Source organism: Neorhizobium phenanthreniclasticum, from assembly GCF_040066075.1.
GTDB classification, from domain to species: Bacteria; Pseudomonadota; Alphaproteobacteria; order Rhizobiales; family Rhizobiaceae; genus Neorhizobium; species Neorhizobium petrolearium.
Map to the genome: position 1 here is coordinate 269,505 of NZ_JBEAAL010000003.1, position 18,709 is coordinate 288,213.

Genomic DNA, 18,709 nt, shown 5'->3' on the forward strand with positions numbered 1-18,709 from the left:
CCCTGAGTGTTTCTGGATTAGATGTTTTGTGTCGTGTTGCGGGCGTGCGGCTCGCGTTGCTCTTGCATTGCGATTGGCAGGGCTAGAACCATCGTCGTCGCCCGATGAACGCCGAATGCGACGGCAAACATTCCAAGTGAAAAATTCAGCGTTGCCGGCATGAAGACGGAAACCGGATAGAAGGCGATGTGGGCGAGCCAGAGGGCCGATACAAAGGCGATTGCCGCAAGCGCCGGAAGCGGGCGGATAATTGAGGCAATCGCCGCGAGGCGCAGCAGCCTCAACGCCGGAAGATCGCGCATCACCATCAGGACGATGACGTGACATGCCATGACCGCAATGACGGCAGTCACGACGAAGCTGACGGTCAAGGGCGCCACCAAAGCCAGATTATCTCTGGCCGCGGAAGCGTAGCTCGCAGTCGCGTAGGCCCCCACGCCAAGGGCGACGGTGAAAGCAAGCCCCCACCCCGTGGCGCGCCAGAAATAGCGGATGAATGCTTCGCTGAAATCACGCAGCAGGTAGATATTGCGGTCCTCGACGAAAGCGACGCAAATACGCGCAGTTGCGGCGATTGCCGCCGGCAGGGTCACGACGAACATCGCCGCGAGAATGAACAGGATGTTGAGTTTGACCATTTCCCACCATTCACGCGCGAAAATTTCTGCGAACAGGGCAAGCCCGGTCTTCTTTGGGGCATCCTTCGGAATGCCCCGTCCTTCCTTTGTCCACATGTCGCGCAGCCATTGCATGGCCTCTCCCCGCGGAGCTTCAATACAGGATCGAGCGCTCCGTCTCCTTGTCGAACAGCTGCATATTGCTCATGTCGGCGACGAGCATGACTTCGTCTCCGATTCCTGCCTTGAACCGCGGTGAGACGCGAGCGATCAGACCGCGCCCGCCCGCCACCATGTTCAGATGCACTTCCGAGCCCATTGGCTCAGCCAGCTCCACGATCGCCTTGAACGGGGCCAGATTCTCCGCAGGGATGTCGGCCGGCGGCAGCTCGTGAAAGTTTTCCGGGCGGATGCCGAGCACCAGTTCCCGATTTTCGTAAGGTGCAATGCGGCTCTTGTCGAAATGGGCCGGCAGCGGCAGTTCCCGGCCGTCGAAGAGTGCGACATAACCATCGCCGCGACGTTGGATCAATGAGCGCAGCATGTTCATCTGCGGTGCGCCTATGAAGCCGGCCACGAACATGTTGATCGGCCGGTCATAAAGGTTCTGCGGCGTATCGACCTGTTGGATATGGCCGTCCTTCATCACCACGATCCGGTCCGCCATGGTCATGGCCTCTATCTGGTCGTGGGTCACATAGATGAAGGTCGCGTCGAGCCGCTTGTGGAGCTTGGTGATTTCGGCGCGCATCGTGCCGCGCAGCTTCGCGTCGAGGTTGGAAAGCGGCTCATCCAGCAGGAAGACGGCCGGATTGCGCACCATGGCGCGGCCGAGCGCGACGCGCTGGCGCTGGCCGCCGGAGAGAGCCTTCGGCTTTCGGTTCAGCAGATGCGTGATATCGAGGATCTTTGCCGCTTCCTGCACCTGGCTGTCGACGAAGTCCCGCTTCGCCTTCCGGAGCTGCAGGCCGAAGGCCATGTTCTTGTAAACGGTCATATGCGGATAAAGCGCATAGTTCTGGAAGACCATGGCGATGTCGCGGTCCTTGGAGGGAACATCGTTCATCACGTCGCCGCCGATCTTGAGCTCACCGCCGGAAATCTCCTCCAACCCGGCAATCATGCGCAGTGTCGTCGATTTGCCGCAGCCAGAGGGGCCGACCAGGATGATGAACTCCTTGTCGGCGATTTCGAGATCGATGTCGTGCACGACGGTCAGCGCGCCGTAGGTCTTGTTCAGTTTCCTGAGTGAAATGCTGGCCATCAGGTCCTCTCACCAATAGGAAGACCAGTTGCGCGAAAGGCGCGTCAAAGCTTCCATGTAATAGTAATCTCCCCAGGAGACGCACTCGTCGACGCCTTCGCCGCGGCAGGTGTTGTAGGGGGATTTCTTCGAATAAGTCCCGTGCAGGACGAGGCCGTTCGATACGGCGGGATCCTTGACGGCGTAGCGATCCACGAGGCTCTTCATCATGCGGCGTGCCACTTCGCGGTATTGCGATGCGGTCTCAGGCTCGACCAGATCAGCCATTTCGAGCAGGCCGCAGGCGACGATCGAAGCGGAGGAGCTGTCACGGGGCTCGCCGTCCTCGTCCGAGAAGATGAGGTCCCAATAGGGCACCATATCGACCGGCAGGCGCCTGAGATAGAAGGCGAACAAGCGATCGAAGGTCTGGCGATATTCTTCGATCCGTTCATATCGGTAGGAAACCGCCATCCCGGCGATGCCCCAGGCCTGGCCACGCGCCCAGGCGCTTTCGTCGCTGTATCCCTGTTTTGTCACGCCACGGACAGGTGCTCCCGTCACCGGGTCCAGGTAGAAGGTATGATAAGTAGAGTCATCGGGCCGGATGGAATTTGCTAGCGTCGTTCGGGCATGCATCAGCGCTATATCGCGATACTTCGGATCGTTCGTTTCACGGCTCGCCCAATAGAGGAGCGGCAGGTTGAGCAGGCAGTCGATGATGTAGCGGTATTCTTCCGCGACGCCCTTGCGGCCCCAGGCCTGGATGAACCGGCCGATCGGCTGAAAGCGCTCGATCAGCTGGTCTGCCGCGAGTAGCGCAGCCTTGCGGCCATCCTCATCGCCGACCAGTTTCCATGCGGCGATGCAGGACGGCGAATAGAGGAACCCCATGTCGTGATGATCCGTCTCGATGCGGTTCTCTATCCGGTGGAGGAAGCTCTGGACCTGGATCTGCGCAGCATATTGGAAGATCTTGTCGCCGGTATGCTCGAAAGCGAGCCAGATCTCTCCGGGCCAGAAGCCGGCGGTCCACTGGTTGTTTTCGACTGCAGGATAGACATTGCCGACGCTCGAATGATTCTGCGAGACATAGGTGAATTCCGGCAGATTCCGCCTGACCTGCTCGACGGCGATATCGAGCGCGGTCTTAACCTCGGTATCGGTGATCGGCTGCGGGGCGACGGACGAGGCGGCATTCATGGACTTAACCCTTGAGACCCGACGAGGCGACACCCTCGACGAAGAAGCGCTGCAGAGACAGGAAGACGACGAGAACCGGGATGAGTGCTACGACCGAGGCGGCCATGATCAGTCCGTATTCAGCCGAATATTGGGAAATGAACATGCGCAGGCCGATCTGGATGGTCTTCAGCTCGGTCTTGGTGAGATAGATCATCGGCCCGAGGAAGTCGTTCCAGGTGGTGACGAAGGTGAAGATGGTCAGCGTCGAAAGCGCCGGCTTCGAGAGCGGCAGCATGATCTTCGCCCAGATCTGGTACTCGTTCATGCCATCGATGCGCGCCGCTTCGCAGAGTTCCGTCGGGATAGACATATAGAACTGCCGCATCAGGAAGACGCCGAAGGCGGTAAAGGCTTGCAGGCAGATCAGCGCGAGATGTGTGTTGTTGAGCCCGAACTCCCGCATCAGCAGGAATTGCGGCACCATATAGACCTGCCAGGGCATGGCGATCGTTGCGATATAGCCGAGGAAGAGCGTGTTCTTGTAGGGAAAGTTGAGCTTGGCGAAGGCATAGGCCGCGAAGCTCGACGTCAGGAGCTGGAGGAGCGTGACGATGATGGTCAGCTTGGACGTGTTATAGATAAAGAGCGCCAGCGGAATCTTCGTCCAGATGTCCACGTAGTTCTGCCATTGCGGCTCGGACGGGATCCATTCGATCGGGAAGGCGAAGACGTCGCGGCTGAGCTTCAGCGAAGCCGACAGCATCCAGGCGAAGGGCATCAGCATCACTGCGGTGATGACGATGGCGATCGTATAGATGGCTACGGTCTTGGCCGTGATTTTGCGTCCGGCGATCCTCATGACCTCAGTCCTCCCTCTGACGGCGGAACTGGATGACCGTGACGGCGAGCACGAGGAAGAAAAGAACCAGCGCGATCATGCTGGAATAGCCTAGATCCCAGGAGATGAAGGCTTCGTTGTAGATGTGGTAAACGAGGACGAGCGTGGATGTGCCCGGACCGCCTTGGGTGATCATGTAGACCTGATCGAATACCTTGAAGGATTGGATCGTCAGCATGACCGTCACGAAGAATGTGGTCGGCGCGAGCTGCGGCACGGTAACATAAATGAATTTCTGCCAGGAATTGGCGCCGTCGAGGTCGGCCGCCTCGTAGAGTTCGGAATTGATGCCCTGCAGGCCGGCCAGATAGATGACCATGTAATAGCCCATGCTCTTCCAGATGCCGAAGAGGACGACCGTGACCATGGCCCAATGCCGGTCGGCCGCCCAGCCCGGCATGTCCTTTGGATCGAGGCCGAGCGTGTAGAGGATCATGTTCACCGGTCCCATTTCGGGATTGAAGATCATGTTCCAGACGACGGCCACGGCGACCAGCGACGCGACATATGGGAAGAACATCGCGGTTCGGAAGAAATCGCGGCCGAAGATCTTCTGGTTCAAAAGGATTGCGAGTCCGAGCGCGCAGAGAAGCGTCGCCGGCACGGAAACGACCGTGTAGACGATGGTGTTCCAGAAAGCGGCGATGAAGGCCTTGTCCTCGAAAAGCCGCCAGAAATTATCCAGCCCTGCGAAGGTGATCGCGTTGGAGCCATCCCAATGCATGAAGGCCAGCGCGAACGCAAAGGCGATCGGTCCGAGAGTGAAGACGGCGAAGCCGATGAAATTCGGTGCGATGAAGGAATAGGCGACCAGCGCATTCTGTATCTTGCGGCGGCGCTTTGACAAGGCCTTCACCTTGCGCCGGGGATCTGCCGGTGCATGGTCTATCGCCGTGGCCGTATTCGAAATGGACACCGATCCTCTCCTCCCGGCTGACCGCCTGCGACATGAAAGCCGCCAGGCACGCAATTCCGTTCTTGCCTACGGGCGCATCCTTGCGCTCCTCCCTGCCTCCTGCTGCTGCACCACATAGCATATCTTCCACATTGGTCAAACAAGTTATGAATAAATCATATGAATTTTGTGGCGACGGCAGAATACGTATGATAGGTGAGGGTTGCGATCTGAAACTGGCTGCGCTTTGGGAGGAGGAACATGTTCGGTGAGATGACGGGGAAGCTGCCAGGCAATTTGGTCGATTTCTGCCCCGGTGCTCCTTTCTCGGACCGCGCTGCCTGGACTGCTGTGCCCGCTCCCCTTCGCGCCGTGGTTCTTCAGGATGCCGAAGAAACGCTCAAGCGGCCATGGTCGCTTATCCTGGCATCCGACTACCGGGAATACGGTGAAACGGGCAATCGGTCCCGTTTCGAGGAGCTTTACTTCAGCCGGCGACGCATGTTGAACAACCTTGTGCTCGGGGAGTTGATCGAGGGGAGGAAACGCTTCCTACCGGCCATCGTCGACGGCATTTTCCTGATTGCCGAGGAAAGCGGCTGGCAGTTGCCGGCACACAATTCCTATGAGAGGGGTGGCCCGCGTTCTGCTCTTCCCGATACCGCCCGGCCCGTGATCGATCTTTTTGCAGCCGAAACCGCAGCGCTGCTTGCCACTGTCGTGGCATTGATGCGGAACGAACTGGATGCGATGAGCCCCGAGATCGTCGCCCGTATCGAACGGGAGATCGGGGTTCGCATCTTTGAACCTTACTTGGCCAGGCATTTCTGGTGGATGGGCCGCGGCAGCGAGCGGATGAACAACTGGACGGCCTGGATAACCCAGAATGTCCTTCTGTCCGTTTTCTCCCTTCGCACTGAGCAGCAACTGCGCCGGAAAGTCGTCGAAAAGGCCCTCCGCAGCCTCGATGCTTTTCTGAAAGATTATGCCGAGGATGGTGCTTGCGAGGAAGGCGTTGTCTATTACCGGCATGCCGCGCTCTGCGTGCATGGCGCGATGACCATCCTGGATGCTGCAGCACCGGGCGTTTTCACGTCCCTCCGGAGCGAGCCGAAAATCCGCAACATGGCCGAATATATTCTCAACATGCATGTTTGCGGCCGTCACTATTTCAATTTCGCGGATTCCTCTGCGATCGTCGAGCCCTGCAGCATGCGCGAGTATCTCTTCGGCAAGGCGGTCGGATCAGAGGCTTTGGCATCGTTTGCCGCAGCCGACAGAGTGCGTGCGGAAAACCCGCACCTGCCGCAGGAATGGAATCTTTGGTACCGGGTGCAGGAGTTGCTGGCGGGACCGAAGATCTCCGATAAACCTGATCAGATTCCGGCACGCGATATCTTCTATCCCGGCATCAAGTTGCTCATTGCACGCGACGAACACTTCGCGCTCGCAGTGAAGGGTGGCCATAACGGCGAAAGCCACAACCACAACGACGTCGGAAGCGTGACGCTCTACAAGGATGGCCAGCCATTCCTCATCGATGTCGGCGTCGAAACCTACACTGCCAAGACCTTTTCTCCGAGACGATACGAGATATGGACGATGCAGTCGGCATTTCACAACCTGCCGACCTTCGGCGGCGTCATGCAGTCGGATGGCGAAGGCTTTGCTGCGCGGGATGTGGAGACCAGTTTCGATGAGGCGGAAGCGCGCATTTCCCTCGATATCGCCGGCGCCTATCCGCCGGAGGCGCAGGTCCATAGCTACCGGCGCGTTGTCTCACTCCTTCGGGGGCGCCACGTGGAGATTTCGGATATTTGTGAAGGGGATTTGCCGGCTGTTCTGTCGCTCATGACCTGCTTCGAACCATCAGTCGCGACGGGGGTGATCGAAGTGCCGCCCCTCGGCCGGATCGAGTTGCAAGGCGCCGGCAGAGTGGAAGTGGAGCCCATCGAGATAGAGGATGCACGGTTGAGGGAATCCTGGCCCGCCAGGATCTACCGGCTGCTTATCCCTCTTGCCGGAAAAAAACTGACACTACGGATCGCCTGAGGAGGACGGGATGGAGTTGACGTTGAAGGTCCTTGGCGTCAATGGGACCGTCCTGGCAAGTGCGACAGGAAAGGACGAGGTCTTTCTCGTTTACCGCCAGGACTACCGGGAAGGTGATCGGATCGTTGTATTGGCATCGGAACCGGGACATGTCGTTCTCGCGCTTGACGACACGATCGGCTCTGCGGCAGCCTACCTCAAGAGTCCCTGCTATTCTCTCAAAGTCCCTTTCGGCGACAAGCGCGCCTGCTATTCCCCCCGTGCATTTCAGGGTGATATCCACCGGCTCCATGTGCGCAAGGCCCGGCCGGACGAGATCGCCTCACGGAGGAACCTGGCTCTCAATCCATGGGATGATCATGCCAATACGACGCTGTTCCCGCATGTGAAAGCCAATGCGGAGACGCGCGGCGAAGCGGTGTTTGCCGCGCGCAATGCGATCGACGGCGAGAAGGCCAACGACAATCACGGTTTCTGGCCCTACACGAGCTGGGGTATCAATAGAAATCCGGAAGCGGCACTCACGGTGGGGTTCGGTCGTCAGGTTCGGATCGACGAAGTCGTCTTCTATCTGCGAGCGGATTTCCCGCATGACTCATGGTGGAAAAAGGCAAGCATCACCTTTTCGGACGGCGAAACCGCTTGCTTTCCATTGGCTAAGTCAGGGGCAGGGCAATCCTTTTCGATAAGGCCCAGGACTGTCGAATGGATCCGCTTGCACAGCCTCGTCAAGGCCGAAGACCCTTCATTCTTTCCGGCGTTGACACAGATCGAAGTGTGGGGAAGAGACGTTGACTAGGGCCGGGTATGGGTGGCGAGGATCACCCATGTAAGGTGCTGGCTGACCTAGCCCGGAAATGTTCGGAAGTCCTTGAGCAGGTCTCGATATCGGATCTGACTGCCTCTCAAATGGTCGCGCATGGCGTTGCGTGCGGCTTCCTCGTCCCGATCGGAGATCGCCACGACGATTGCCTCATGCTCCTTGTGGATCATTTTTCGATATGCGGTTTGTTCGGCCGCCCGCGACTCGTTGACAATCTTTGATTGGGGAATGACCGCGGAACCGTGGAACTCCAGATGCTGCTTGAAAAGCGGGTTATTGGTGGCCTCGGCAATGGCGAAGTGGAGGGCGAGATCCGCTTCGCGGATCGATTCATCATTCTCGATGCATCTGAGAATTTTCCGATGACACTCGAAAATCGCCTCCTCCTGCGCCGGCGACCGGCGCAGCGCCGCAAGGCCTGCCGCTTCGATCTCGAGCGGCGCGCGGACTTCGAGGACTTCCAGATCGGAGGATACGCGCGCCTTGTCGACCCGTCGTCCGGAAAGCGATGGATACGCCTCGGTGCCGAGAACAAATATCCCGGCTCCCTGGCGCACTTCGACAAGCCCATCGGAGCGAAGTGCCGCGACCGCTTCCCGGATCACGGTGCGGCTGACGCCGTGCGTCTCGGTCAGTTCGATTTCGCTCGGAAGCTTGTCGCCGGGAGAGTATTGACCGCTCAAGATAGCCTGCCGAAGGCTTTCTCCAACTTGTGAGACCAGCGATCCGGGACCCCTGCTGCGATCCTTCATTTGTACTGCCACGCCTTGATCCCTTTGCATTGGCCTTTCGGAGCACCACCTCAATGTGCAATCCTGAAATTTCGATTCATCAGACATGTATGACAAATAGGGCTTCGTTTCAATGGACGAGTCGACGGCGGATATCTCTCCCCGACCAATTATCGTTATCGGACGCAAGAATCTTATGCCGCTGCTCGTGTCCAGAGCGGTTCACTGCTCAAAAGATAAGTTGATGCTCGAGGTCGATCAGGCTCAAGCGACCGGTCTCTTCAAGTGACCTGATCCCAGCGCGATTAGTATGATGATCTTTGCGGCCTGCTCATCATCGTGCGGCCTTCGTCACGACAAGGCAACTCAGACGCCTACCATTGGCGTCGGCAGCCGCGAGGGCTAAGTCAAGCCTTCGGTCGTCAGTGTGCGGTTCCATCCACGATGACGTGATCATGATCCAGTGAGCATTTTTCAATGCGCGCATGAATCTTGTAGACCTCGCGCAACATTTCGGCGGTGACCACGTCGCGAGGCTTACCGCAGGCGCGCATGCGGCCATTGGCGATGACCAACACCTTGTCGGCAAAGCGCAGCGCCTGATTGAGGTCATGGATTGCAATCAGCACGATCATGCCCTTGGTGCGCGCCTGGCGCTGCATGAAGTCGAGCACCTCGACCTGGCGATGAAGGTCGAGCGCGCTGGTCGGTTCGTCCATCAGCATGATTTCCGGTTCCCGGATCAACGCCTGGGCTATGGAGACGAGTTGCCTTTGGCCACCGGAAAGTGCGCCAAGGTCTCGGAAGGCGATCGAAGTGATATTCAGCGCCTTCATGATCTCGTCGATGAAACGCAGATCGCCGTCACTGACGGCCCAGGACTGGCCCTGCTTGCGGGCCAGCAGGATAGACTCATACACGGTCAGAACGGCGTTGGCGGAAGTGTCCTGAGGCATGTAGCCGATGGCATTCCCTCTCCTGGCTCCGTCGATCACAACACTGCCGGGCCCCTTCAGTATGCCGGTGATCCGCTTAAAGAGCGTTGACTTGCCGGCTGCGTTCGGACCGATCACCGCGATCATTTCACCGGATTTCATCATCGGTGTCGTCACGCCTTCGACGAAGAGCTTGCGACCGTGGTAGGCGCCGACCGATTGCAACTGCAACGCTACCATGAGCGGCTCCTGTTGGAGAGGATAAGCGAGAAGAAGAAAGGTACCCCAACCAGCGCGGTGATGATGCCGATCGGAAAAACCACGCCTGGAATGATCGATTTCGACACGATCGATGTCAGCGAGAGCAGGAGTGCGCCGGAGAGGATCGAGCCCGGCAGGAAGAAGCGCTGATCCTCGCCTAGGATCATACGGGCGATATGCGGTCCGACGAGGCCCACGAAGCCGATCGTGCCGACGAAACTCACCGGCACAGCGGCCAGCAGCGAGATGATCAGCATGGTCTCCAGCCGGATGCGGCGGACGTTCACGCCGAAGCTGGCGGCTTTGTCTTCGCCGAGACGGATGGCGCTCAGAGCCCAGGCATTGCGCGCAAACAGCGGCAGGGCGATCAGAAGGACGGCAAGCGTGACCCAGATCTTCGGCCAGGTCGCCTTGGTGAGACTTCCCATCGTCCAGAAGACGACCGCCGACAAAGCCTGCTCGGTGGCGAGATACTGCAGGAAGGCGAGCAGGGCGTTGAAGGTGAAAACCAGAGCAATGCCGAGCAGGACGACCGTCTGAACCGAAACGCCGCGGGCTTGCGAGATGAAATGGATGAAAAGCGTGGCGATCAATGCCATGATGAAGGCGTTGACAGGCACGAGCATACCGGCCGCAACCGGCAGGAGCGAGACGCTGGTGACGATCGCAAGCGCGGCACCGAAGCTCGCCGCGGCCGAAATGCCGAGCGTGAAGGGGCTCGCAAGCGGGTTGGCCAGGATCGTCTGCATTTGAGCCCCTGCAACGGAAAGAGCGGCGCCGACCACGATTGCCATGATGGCGACCGGCATGCGGATATCCCAGACGACGGCCCGGACCTGCGGCGAGACGGAGGAAGGATCGGAAAGTGCAGCGACGACTTCATTGAGGCCGTAGCGGGCCGGCCCCCAGGCGAGATCGACGGCAAATGACAGGCAAAGCGCGCCCGTCATCACCGCAAGAATTGTCAGCTTGCGCCGGGCGAGGGCGCGATAGCGCTCCCGCCCGGCTTCGATTTCGATCGACGGAGCTGCGACCTCGGCCATCGGCGCTTACCGATCCTCTTTCGCGTTGATCCAATAACCCGGCTGATAGGCGACCGGCAGGAACTTCTCGTGGAATTCCTTGAAGGTGGCGTCCGGATCGAGATCGGCGAAAAGGTCCGGGTGGAACCACTTGGCCATCTGCTGCACGGCGACGAACTGATAGGGGCTCGTATAAAATTGATGCCAGATCGCATGAACATTGCCACTGGCGACGGCTTTCGAACCGGTGAAAGCAGGATTTTCCATCAGCGCATTCAGTGCCTTGCGGCTATCGTTGAAGGTGGACGCGGCGCTCGGGCCAACGTTCACATAGTCCTTGGCATTTTTCGTCTGGCTCCAATTGGAACCCGTGACGACAACGATATCCGGATTGGAAGCAACAACCTGTTCGGCATTGATGGAGCCCGTATAGCCAGGCAGGAAATCGGAGCCGAGATTGTGGCCGCCGGCCCAATCCACCATCAGGCCGAAATTGTCCGGGCCGAACGTGCCGCAGCACTCCACGAGTCCGGCAGCGCGGTACATGAAGACGTTCGGTTTCGGCGGATTGGCCCCCTTGAGCTTGTCGGTGACGCGCGCCATCTGCTCCTTCCAGTAGGCGGCGATGGCTTCGGCACGGTCCTCGTGGCCAAGGATCTTGCCGAGAATCTTCAGACTCGGTTCCGTGTTGTCGAGAATGTGTTCGCGGAAGTCGATATAGACGATCTTCACGCCGATGCCGTTCAGCATATCCTCGAGTTTGACTTCGTCGGCGGCCTGCTTGCTGCCAATCGGGAGCAGCACGACATCGGGATTGAGCTTGACGACCGTCTCGGTCTGTAGCGTGCCATCCGTCAGGTTGCCGAGGAAGGGAAGTTCCTTGCCCTTCGGGAACTTCGTGACATAGGTGTTGAAGCCGTCCTTGTCGGTCGTCCACAGGTCGTTACGCCAGCCGACGACCTTTGCGAAGGGATCCTCCTTTTCGATCGGCGCCACGGCGTAGAGCATGCGGCCTTCACCCAGGATGACGCGCTCGACCGGCTTGTCGAAGGCTACTTCGCGGCCAGCCACGTCCTTCACCGTGAAGGATTGTGCCATTGCAGGCGAGGCCAGAAGGCCTCCAAGCACAACCGCAGTTGCTGCAGACAACTTCATGAAATTCATCTGGAAACTCCCCCGATGACTGATAATGTCAACAGGCATAAGAATTATGACTTTTGGAATCAAGTTTTATGTTTTAGAGCTTTTCCAAAGTGCTGATGTGCAGGGGTGGCTGTGATGAACCTGATGAACACCAATTACTCTATCCGCGATGAAATTCGTGATTTCTGGTCGGAAAGGGCTGCAACGTTCGACGAGAGCGTCGGCCATGAAATCTTCTCCGAAGAGGAGCGGAGAGGATGGCTACGGTTGATCAGGAAGCATCTGGGCGAAGGAGAAGGCCGGGCGGCACTCGATCTCGCCTGCGGCACGGCGGTCATCTCGCACCTGATGAACAACGTTGGCTTCAGGGTGACGGGCCTCGACTGGTCGGATGCGATGCTGGCGCAGGCGCGCGCCAAGGCGAAGACGCGAGGCGCGGATATCCGTTTCGTCTCGGGCGACGCGGAAAACACGATGGAGCCGAAGGAGAGCTACGACGCCATCACCAACCGCCACCTGGTCTGGACGCTGGTCGATCCGCCGGCGGCTTTCCGCGAATGGCTCTCCGTCCTGAAGCCAGGGGGGAAGGTCCTGATCGTCGACGGAAACATGGGCAAGGAAACCTGGGTCAAGAGCCTTCAGAAGTTCTGGGCGAAAATGACAGGCAAGCAGCTTGTGAGCCACATGGCGCCAGAGATGATGGCACGGCATCAAAGCATCCGATCACGGGTCTACTTCTCCGAACGAATGCCGGCGGAAGCGATTGTGGATTTGCTGCGTCAAGCCGGTTTCGAGGACATTGTCGTCGATCGCAAGCTGTTCGACATCCACTGGGCGCAAGCCCGCAAGATGCCCTTCCTGCGCGGGCTCGAGCGCATGGTGCAGGATCGGTATGCGATTTGCGCGACCAAGCCAAAGTAGCCTTCCCTCCTGATATTTCATCGGCATTTTGCTGCGCTCCGGCTCTGAAACAAAAAAAGACGGCTGAGATTGAAAGCCGCTGGACAGGTGAGCATCCTTTGCATATGTAATGATATTACATTACATAAATGCCGACATCGGGAGAAGCCAATGGCTCGCTCACAATCATTCGCCACTTGACTGCGATCTCGAGTGGTCTTTATCTGGCGAGTGACGGTTCCCCGAGTTCAATGCGAAGGGATGAAATGGGAACACGGTGCGGAGACCCGAAGGGGATCCAAGACCGTGGCTGCCCCCGCAACTGTAAGCGGATTGCCGTCCATCCTCGTGGCGCCGAAAGGTGCCATGCCACTGCGCAGTCCGGCGCGGGAAGGCAGATGGACGACAGATATCCGCAAGCCAGGAGACCTGCCGTCGAATATCGATCCATCGTCACGGGCGGGGATGCCCGGAACAGGAGCAGGACATGACTATCATCCGCGCCTTTTGGCGCCCTGGCACTTCGTATCCCCCAAATCTCGACGATTATTCCGTTGATCGGGCTGCCTCACGGGCATTCTGAGCCTCACCACCGTCCGGCACGCGGGCTTGCCGCCGGCGTTCACGTCACATTTCGGGGAAACACGATGCATATCTTTCTGAAACGGCCGTTGCATGTTGGCCTCGGCGCCTTCTCCTTGATCGCCTCCGGCCTGTTCCACAGCGCCGCTGCGGCGGAAACCAGCTATCCTCTCACGCTCGAAAATTGCGGCCGGCAGGTCACCTTCGAGAAGGCACCGTCGCGTACGGTCTCGATCGGTCAGAGCAGCACCGAAATCCTTTATCTCCTGGGGCTGGCGAACAAGGTGGTCGGTACGGCGCTTTGGGTCGGACCGGTCCTCAAAGGCTATGAGGATGTGAATACGAAGATCGAACGGCTTGCAGACAACGAGCCTAGCTTCGAAAGCGTGCTCGGCAAGAAGCCGGACATCGTTGCCGTTCAGTTCCAGTGGCAGGTCGGGCCCGAGGGCGTGGTCGCCAAGCCCGAGCAGTTCGAGGAACTTGGCATTCCGGTCTATACGTCGCCATCCGATTGCATCGGCAAGGAAAATTCCGCCGCCAGCGACGGCATCCGCCATCAGGTCTTCACCATGGAACTCGTCTATCGAGAAGTCCGCGATCTCGCGAAGATCTACAACGTCCAGGACAAGGGCGAGGAGGTCGTGGCCGACCTGAAGCGGCGCGAGGAGGCTGCCCGCGCCAAGGTCGCCCCGGCGGAAGGCAAGCTTTCCGCCGTCTTCTGGTTCTCCAGCGCCCAGCAGGATTCTGATCCCTATATGGCAGGCAAGAATGGCGCGCCCGGCTATATCATGTCGGCTCTCGGCATCGAGAACATCATAAAGACCGATGACGAGTGGCCGACGATCGGCTGGGAAACCATCGCCAAGGCCAATCCGACCATGATCGTGGCGGGCGCCATGGAGCGGCGGCGTTATCCGCTGGACAGTATCGAAGCCAAGCACAAGTTCCTTGAGACGGATCCCGTCGCAAGCCTGATGCCGGCCGTGAAGAACGGTCATGTCTTCGACATGGATGCACAGGCGATGAACCCGACGATCCGCACCATCGAAGGCATCGAGGCGTTGGCCGATGCCATCGCCGCTGCCGGCCTTGCGAAGTGACCCTCCAAGTGGGCCGGGCGATATCCTCAATCGGACGAATGGGCGCGGTTTTCCTTGCGCTCGTCGTCCTTGTCGCCGCGCTTTGGCTGGGTGCGGCGATCGGTGAGACAGCGATCCCGCTCGAGGTGGTCGCCAAGACGGTCGCTAACCGGCTATGGGATGCGGGTTATCCGCTGGAACCGATCGACGAAGGCATTGTCTGGAGCTATCGGTTAAGCCGCGCCGTAGTCGCAGCCTGCTGCGGCGCCTCACTCGCTTTATCCGGCGTCGTGCTGCAATCGCTGCTGCGCAATCCGCTGGCCGATCCCTATATCCTTGGCATATCGGCCGGGGCTTCCACCGGTGCTGTCGGCGTGGCGATCCTGGGAGTTGGTGCGGGCCTCCTGACGCTGCCGATGGGAGCCTTCATTGGTGCCCTCGTCGCCTTCGCGCTTGTCAGCCTTTTGGCCGCCAAGGCGGGCAGGGGAACGGCCGCCATCATCCTTGCCGGCGTCGCGGGCTCGCAGCTCTTCAACGCGCTCACCTCCTTTATCGTCACCAAGGCGGCGACCGCCGAGCAGGCGCGCGGCATCATGTTTTGGCTGCTCGGCAATCTTTCCGGCGTCCGTTGGCCGGATGCCTGGCTCGCCATTCCTGCGGCTCTATTCGGCCTTGCGGTCTGCCTCTGGCATGCCCGGTCGCTTGATGCCTTCACCTTCGGCGCAGAATCGGCCGCTTCGCTCGGCATTTCGGTTCGCCGGACCTATCTCACGCTGGTCGGCATATCCGCGATGATGACGGCGGTCATGGTCTCCATCGTAGGGTCGATCGGCTTCGTCGGGCTGGTCATCCCGCATGCGGCGCGCATGCTGGTCGGCATCCGCCATGGCGTGCTCCTGCCGGCGGCAGCGCTGATCGGCGCCGCCTTCATGATTGTGGCGGATATCCTGTCGCGCATTTTGATTCCGGGCCAGGTTCTGCCAATCGGCGTGATCACCGCGCTCATCGGAGCGCCGGCCTTCGCCTTGATTCTCGGACAGAGGAGAGGCCGCGCATGATGCTTTCGGCCAGGAATGTTTCATGGGCAGCCGGAGGCGCCGAAATCCTGCGCGATGTCTCGCTTGACGTGCGGTCAGGCGAATTTCTCGGCATCATCGGCCCGAACGGTTCGGGAAAGACGAGCCTGATGGCGTTGCTTGCCGGCATCCGCAAGCCGAAGTCGGGCGAAGTCCTGCTGGACGGCGTGCCGATCGGCACGCTCGGGCGGCGCGAGGTTGCCCGCCGGTTGGCACTAGTGGAGCAGCAGGCGGAGACCGGCGAGCGGATTACCGCCCGGCAGGCGGTCGAACTTGGACGCACGCCCTATCTAGAGCCGCTGTCGCCCTGGTCGCCGGAGGACGACACGATCGTAGAGGCGGCGCTTCAAAACGTCGATATGCTCCACCTGTCCAGCCGGTTGTGGCACACGCTTTCCGGCGGCGAACGCCAGCGCCTGCATATCGGCCGCGCGCTCGCACAACATCCGCGAATCCTACTTCTCGACGAGCCCACCAACCATCTCGACATCGGCCACCAGATCGGCCTGCTCGATCTGGTGCGTCGGCAAGGTTTGACTGTGGCGGCGGCTCTGCACGATCTCAATCATGCGGCCATGTTCTGCGACCGCCTTGCCGTCATGCAGGGCGGGCAACTGGTGGCGCTCGGCGCACCGAGCGATGTGCTGACGGTCGAATGCATTCGGGAGGTCTTCGGCGTGGAGGCGGAGATCGATCAGGGCAGCGATGGCAGTTGCTTCATCCGCTACATACATAGCCATGGGTTCGCCCCATACGGCATCATCGTTCGGGAAAGATGCACGGCTGAAGTCGATTGCACATAGGGGATCGTGAGCATGGACGGACGCAACCACCACCTCAAGGAGGATATCCGCGAATATTGGTCCAAGCGGTCGGAAACCTTCGATCTCGCCTTTGGTCATCGCATACCGCCTGGGCCGGAACTTGAGGCCTGGGCCGCCGCAGTCCGTCGGAGCCTCGGCAACGAACCGCTCAAGGTGCTCGAACTTGCCTGTGGCACCGGCGAGGTGACCAATGTGCTCCTCTCCCTGGGGCACGAGGTCACGGCGCTCGATTTTTCCGAAGCAATGCTGAATGTCGCGCGGCGCAAGCATGCGGGGCGGAAACGGGTACGGTTCATCCTTGCCGATGCGGAGCAGACGATGGAGCCGGACGCAAGCTATGACGCCGTCGTCTGCCGTCATCTCGTCTGGACGCTGACTGAACCTGAACAGGCCCTTGCCGATTGGTGTCGGGTCCTGAAGCCGGGAGGGAAACTCCTGATCTTCGACGGCGATTGGGCAAGGCCGACGCCGGTTGGGAAATTCGCGTCTTACGCCATCCGTCTCATCGACCGGCTGAGCGGAATCGATCCGCACTATGATGGCGCCATGAGTGACCGGCACCAGAACATCATGGCCTGGCTGCCGTTTGGTGAGGGCCTTACCGTGGAGAGGCTTAAGCCGTTGGTCGAAGCGGCGGGCTTTGAGGACATAGAGATTTCCTCCCACCGGCCGATCGCCGCGGCACAGCGCAAGACCGCCAATCTGAGAAACCGATTGAGAACGCTGCTTTACCGGCGCTTCATTCTCTCCTGCCGGCGTTGAACTCTAATAGGAGGGATTGAAGGCACAGGGTCGTCCCCGCGGTGCCGAATATGGGGTTGAGCCCGTGCCTATTTTGGGCGCACTGCACAATTTTTGGCGCCTATGTGATTGATGTTTGGCAGATGCGAGCATGACTTGAGAGCGAAATAACGGATTTAATTACCTTTTCGTATTTGGCACAGCTCTTGCTTCTAAACTGGTGAGGCCAAAGGGCCGCATTTTTTAGCGTCCAACGACGGGCGCCCCAGGCAAAGCCGCTGATCAGGATATCTCGCACACCTTTGGTGTCCGCGTACCTGGCCAGCGGCTTTTTGTTTTTAACCCCTAGCGATGGATCGGCACGACCTTGTCGGGCCCTGGAGAAGCCATGTCTGTACTTGAGAAAACACAGCCCATGTCCGCCGGCGAACCAGCCAAAGCATTGTGGATGTCCACGATCGCCTTCACCGTCTGTTTTGCCGTATGGACGATCTTTGCGATCATCGGGATCCGCATCAAGCAGGATCTCGGACTGAACGAAGCCGAGTTCGGATTGCTGGTCGGCACGCCGGTCCTGACCGGTTCGCTCATCCGCATCCTCCTTGGCGTCTGGACCAGCCGTTATGGCGGCCGCCTCGTTTACACGCTCACCATGCTGGCCGCTGCATTGGCGACTTTCCTGCTGTCCTATGCTCAAACCTATACACAGATGCTGATTGCCGGTCTCGGTGTCGGCCTTGCCGGTGGTTCCTTTGCAGTCGGCGTCGCCTACGTCTCGCCCTTCTTCCCGGCCGAAAAGCAGGGGACGGCACTTGGCATCTTCGGCGCCGGCAATGTCGGCGCGGCCGTGACCAAATTCGCTGCACCGTTCGTGCTCATCGCATGGGGATGGCAGGCTGTCGCGCAGATCTGGGCCGTAGGGCTGGCGTTGATGGCAATCGTCTTCTGGTTCACCACGACGGATGATCCGGCCTTCCGCCTTCGCCGCGAGCATGGTGTTGTTTCCAAGAGCCTGCTTCAGGAGTTCGCACCGCTGAAGAACGCTCAGGTCTGGCGCTTCTCGCTCTACTATTTCTTCGCCTTTGGCGGCTTCGTTGCCCTGTCGTTATGGCTGCCTCGCTATCTCGTCGGCGTCTATGGCTTCAACCTTGGAGTCGCCGGCATAATCGCGGCTGCCTATTCCATTCCGGGCAGCATCTTCCGTGCCTTCGGCGGCGTGTTGTCGGACAGGAAGGGTGCGCGCAGCGTCATGTATGCGATGTTCGCGGTATCGGCCGTTGCCACGCTCATCCTTTCGCTACCGGCAGCCGGAACCGGCTCCGCACTCGGGATCACGCCGGGCGTCTTCATCGTCGTCATTTTCGTTTTGGGCTTCATGATGAGCCTCGGCAAGGCCGCCGTCTACAAGCATATTCCGGCATATTACCCGGAAAGTGTCGGCGCCGTCGGCGGTATCGTCGGCATGATGGGCGGTCTCGGCGGCTTCATTCTTCCGATCGCCTTCGGCGTGCTTAAGGACATGACCGGCCTTTGGTCCAGCTGCTTCGTGCTGCTCTTTCTGATCGTCGCAATCTCGCTCGTCTGGATGCACTTGTCGGTAAAGCAACTCGACCGTCAGGGGCTCTCCGCTCAGCCAGTGGCCGCCACCTGAGGTCCTGAGATTAACAGCCCCAGCGAAGGCCCGTACCGATTACGGAGGAAG

Annotated in this window: 17 protein-coding genes and 1 riboswitch; of the genes, 8 read left to right on the forward strand and 9 right to left on the reverse strand. The window is 59.5% G+C overall.

Annotated elements, in window-relative coordinates; all coding sequences use genetic code 11:
• Window positions 1-17: 17 nt before the first annotated feature.
• From ABK249_RS07395 to ABK249_RS07415, 5 genes are read right to left on the reverse strand one after another with little or no spacing between them, the layout of a single operon-like run.
• A complete protein-coding gene (locus tag ABK249_RS07395; RefSeq protein ID WP_037156880.1) occupies window positions 18-752 on the reverse strand; it encodes a DUF624 domain-containing protein in 735 nt (244 codons plus the stop codon).
• Between the two features lie 19 nt (window positions 753-771).
• Window positions 772-1,881, reverse strand: coding sequence for an ABC transporter ATP-binding protein (locus ABK249_RS07400; protein ID WP_037156883.1), 1,110 nt, complete (start codon window positions 1,879-1,881; stop codon window positions 772-774).
• A 9-nt stretch (window positions 1,882-1,890) separates the two neighbouring features.
• The gene (locus ABK249_RS07405) at window positions 1,891-3,063 is read right to left on the reverse strand and encodes a glycoside hydrolase family 88 protein (protein ID WP_037156885.1); all 1,173 of its coding nucleotides are present in this window, start codon (window positions 3,061-3,063) and stop codon (window positions 1,891-1,893) included.
• A 4-nt stretch (window positions 3,064-3,067) separates the two neighbouring features.
• Window positions 3,068-3,904, reverse strand: a complete 837-nt coding sequence (locus ABK249_RS07410) for a carbohydrate ABC transporter permease (protein WP_037156887.1) — start codon at window positions 3,902-3,904, stop codon at window positions 3,068-3,070.
• A 4-nt stretch (window positions 3,905-3,908) separates the two neighbouring features.
• Window positions 3,909-4,859 (reverse strand): carbohydrate ABC transporter permease, encoded by a 951-nt coding sequence (locus ABK249_RS07415; protein WP_037156889.1) that lies wholly within the window; start codon window positions 4,857-4,859, stop codon window positions 3,909-3,911.
• A 240-nt stretch (window positions 4,860-5,099) separates the two neighbouring features.
• Between ABK249_RS07415 and ABK249_RS07420 the strand changes: the two genes are divergently transcribed.
• Both ABK249_RS07420 and ABK249_RS07425 read left to right on the forward strand, forming a co-directional pair.
• A complete protein-coding gene (locus tag ABK249_RS07420; protein ID WP_348862525.1) occupies window positions 5,100-6,890 on the forward strand; it encodes a heparinase II/III domain-containing protein in 1,791 nt (596 codons plus the stop codon).
• A gap of 10 nt (window positions 6,891-6,900) precedes the next feature.
• Window positions 6,901-7,689, forward strand: a complete 789-nt coding sequence (locus ABK249_RS07425) for a discoidin/SUN/FTP domain-containing protein (RefSeq protein ID WP_037156893.1) — start codon at window positions 6,901-6,903, stop codon at window positions 7,687-7,689.
• A gap of 47 nt (window positions 7,690-7,736) precedes the next feature.
• On the opposite strand, the gene ABK249_RS07430 is transcribed toward ABK249_RS07425, so the two are convergent.
• The 4 genes from ABK249_RS07430 to ABK249_RS07445 all read right to left on the reverse strand — a co-directional run bounded on the left by ABK249_RS07430 (window position 7,737) and on the right by ABK249_RS07445 (window position 11,826).
• A complete protein-coding gene (locus ABK249_RS07430; RefSeq protein WP_037156896.1) occupies window positions 7,737-8,495 on the reverse strand; it encodes a FadR/GntR family transcriptional regulator in 759 nt (252 codons plus the stop codon).
• Between the two features lie 371 nt (window positions 8,496-8,866).
• Window positions 8,867-9,619 (reverse strand): ABC transporter ATP-binding protein, encoded by a 753-nt coding sequence (locus tag ABK249_RS07435; RefSeq protein WP_037156899.1) that lies wholly within the window; start codon window positions 9,617-9,619, stop codon window positions 8,867-8,869.
• Window positions 9,613-10,683: a FecCD family ABC transporter permease gene (locus ABK249_RS07440; protein ID WP_348862527.1), complete on the reverse strand. Its 1,071-nt coding sequence runs from the start codon at window positions 10,681-10,683 to the stop codon at window positions 9,613-9,615. Before ABK249_RS07440 ends, ABK249_RS07435 begins: the two co-directional genes overlap by 7 nt.
• Window positions 10,684-10,689: 6 nt before the next feature.
• Window positions 10,690-11,826 carry an ABC transporter substrate-binding protein gene (locus tag ABK249_RS07445; RefSeq protein ID WP_348862528.1) on the reverse strand — a complete coding sequence of 379 codons (1,137 nt, stop codon included), beginning with the start codon at window positions 11,824-11,826 and terminating at the stop codon, window positions 10,690-10,692.
• Window positions 11,827-11,940: 114 nt separating this feature from the next.
• On the opposite strand from ABK249_RS07445, the gene ABK249_RS07450 reads away from it, so the two are divergent.
• The 6 genes from ABK249_RS07450 to ABK249_RS07475 all read left to right on the forward strand — a co-directional run bounded on the left by ABK249_RS07450 (window position 11,941) and on the right by ABK249_RS07475 (window position 18,658).
• Window positions 11,941-12,726, forward strand: a complete 786-nt coding sequence (locus ABK249_RS07450; RefSeq protein WP_037156905.1) for a class I SAM-dependent methyltransferase — start codon at window positions 11,941-11,943, stop codon at window positions 12,724-12,726.
• Between the two features lie 197 nt (window positions 12,727-12,923).
• Window positions 12,924-13,156, forward strand: a riboswitch (cobalamin riboswitch).
• 196 nt (window positions 13,157-13,352) lie between these two features.
• Window positions 13,353-14,387 (forward strand): ABC transporter substrate-binding protein, encoded by a 1,035-nt coding sequence (locus ABK249_RS07455; protein WP_227704308.1) that lies wholly within the window; start codon window positions 13,353-13,355, stop codon window positions 14,385-14,387.
• Window positions 14,388-14,425: 38 nt separating this feature from the next.
• Complete coding sequence (locus ABK249_RS07460; protein WP_227704307.1) at window positions 14,426-15,424, forward strand: FecCD family ABC transporter permease; 999 nt, start codon at window positions 14,426-14,428, stop codon at window positions 15,422-15,424.
• Window positions 15,421-16,245 carry an ABC transporter ATP-binding protein gene (locus tag ABK249_RS07465; RefSeq protein WP_227704306.1) on the forward strand — a complete coding sequence of 275 codons (825 nt, stop codon included), beginning with the start codon at window positions 15,421-15,423 and terminating at the stop codon, window positions 16,243-16,245. The genes ABK249_RS07460 and ABK249_RS07465 overlap by 4 nt, the downstream gene beginning before the upstream one ends.
• Before the next feature lie 12 nt (window positions 16,246-16,257).
• Window positions 16,258-17,028 carry a class I SAM-dependent methyltransferase gene (locus ABK249_RS07470; RefSeq protein ID WP_037156911.1) on the forward strand — a complete coding sequence of 257 codons (771 nt, stop codon included), beginning with the start codon at window positions 16,258-16,260 and terminating at the stop codon, window positions 17,026-17,028.
• 367 nt (window positions 17,029-17,395) lie between these two features.
• Window positions 17,396-18,658 (forward strand): MFS transporter, encoded by a 1,263-nt coding sequence (locus ABK249_RS07475; RefSeq protein ID WP_037156913.1) that lies wholly within the window; start codon window positions 17,396-17,398, stop codon window positions 18,656-18,658.
• The last annotated feature ends 51 nt before the right edge of the window (window positions 18,659-18,709 follow it).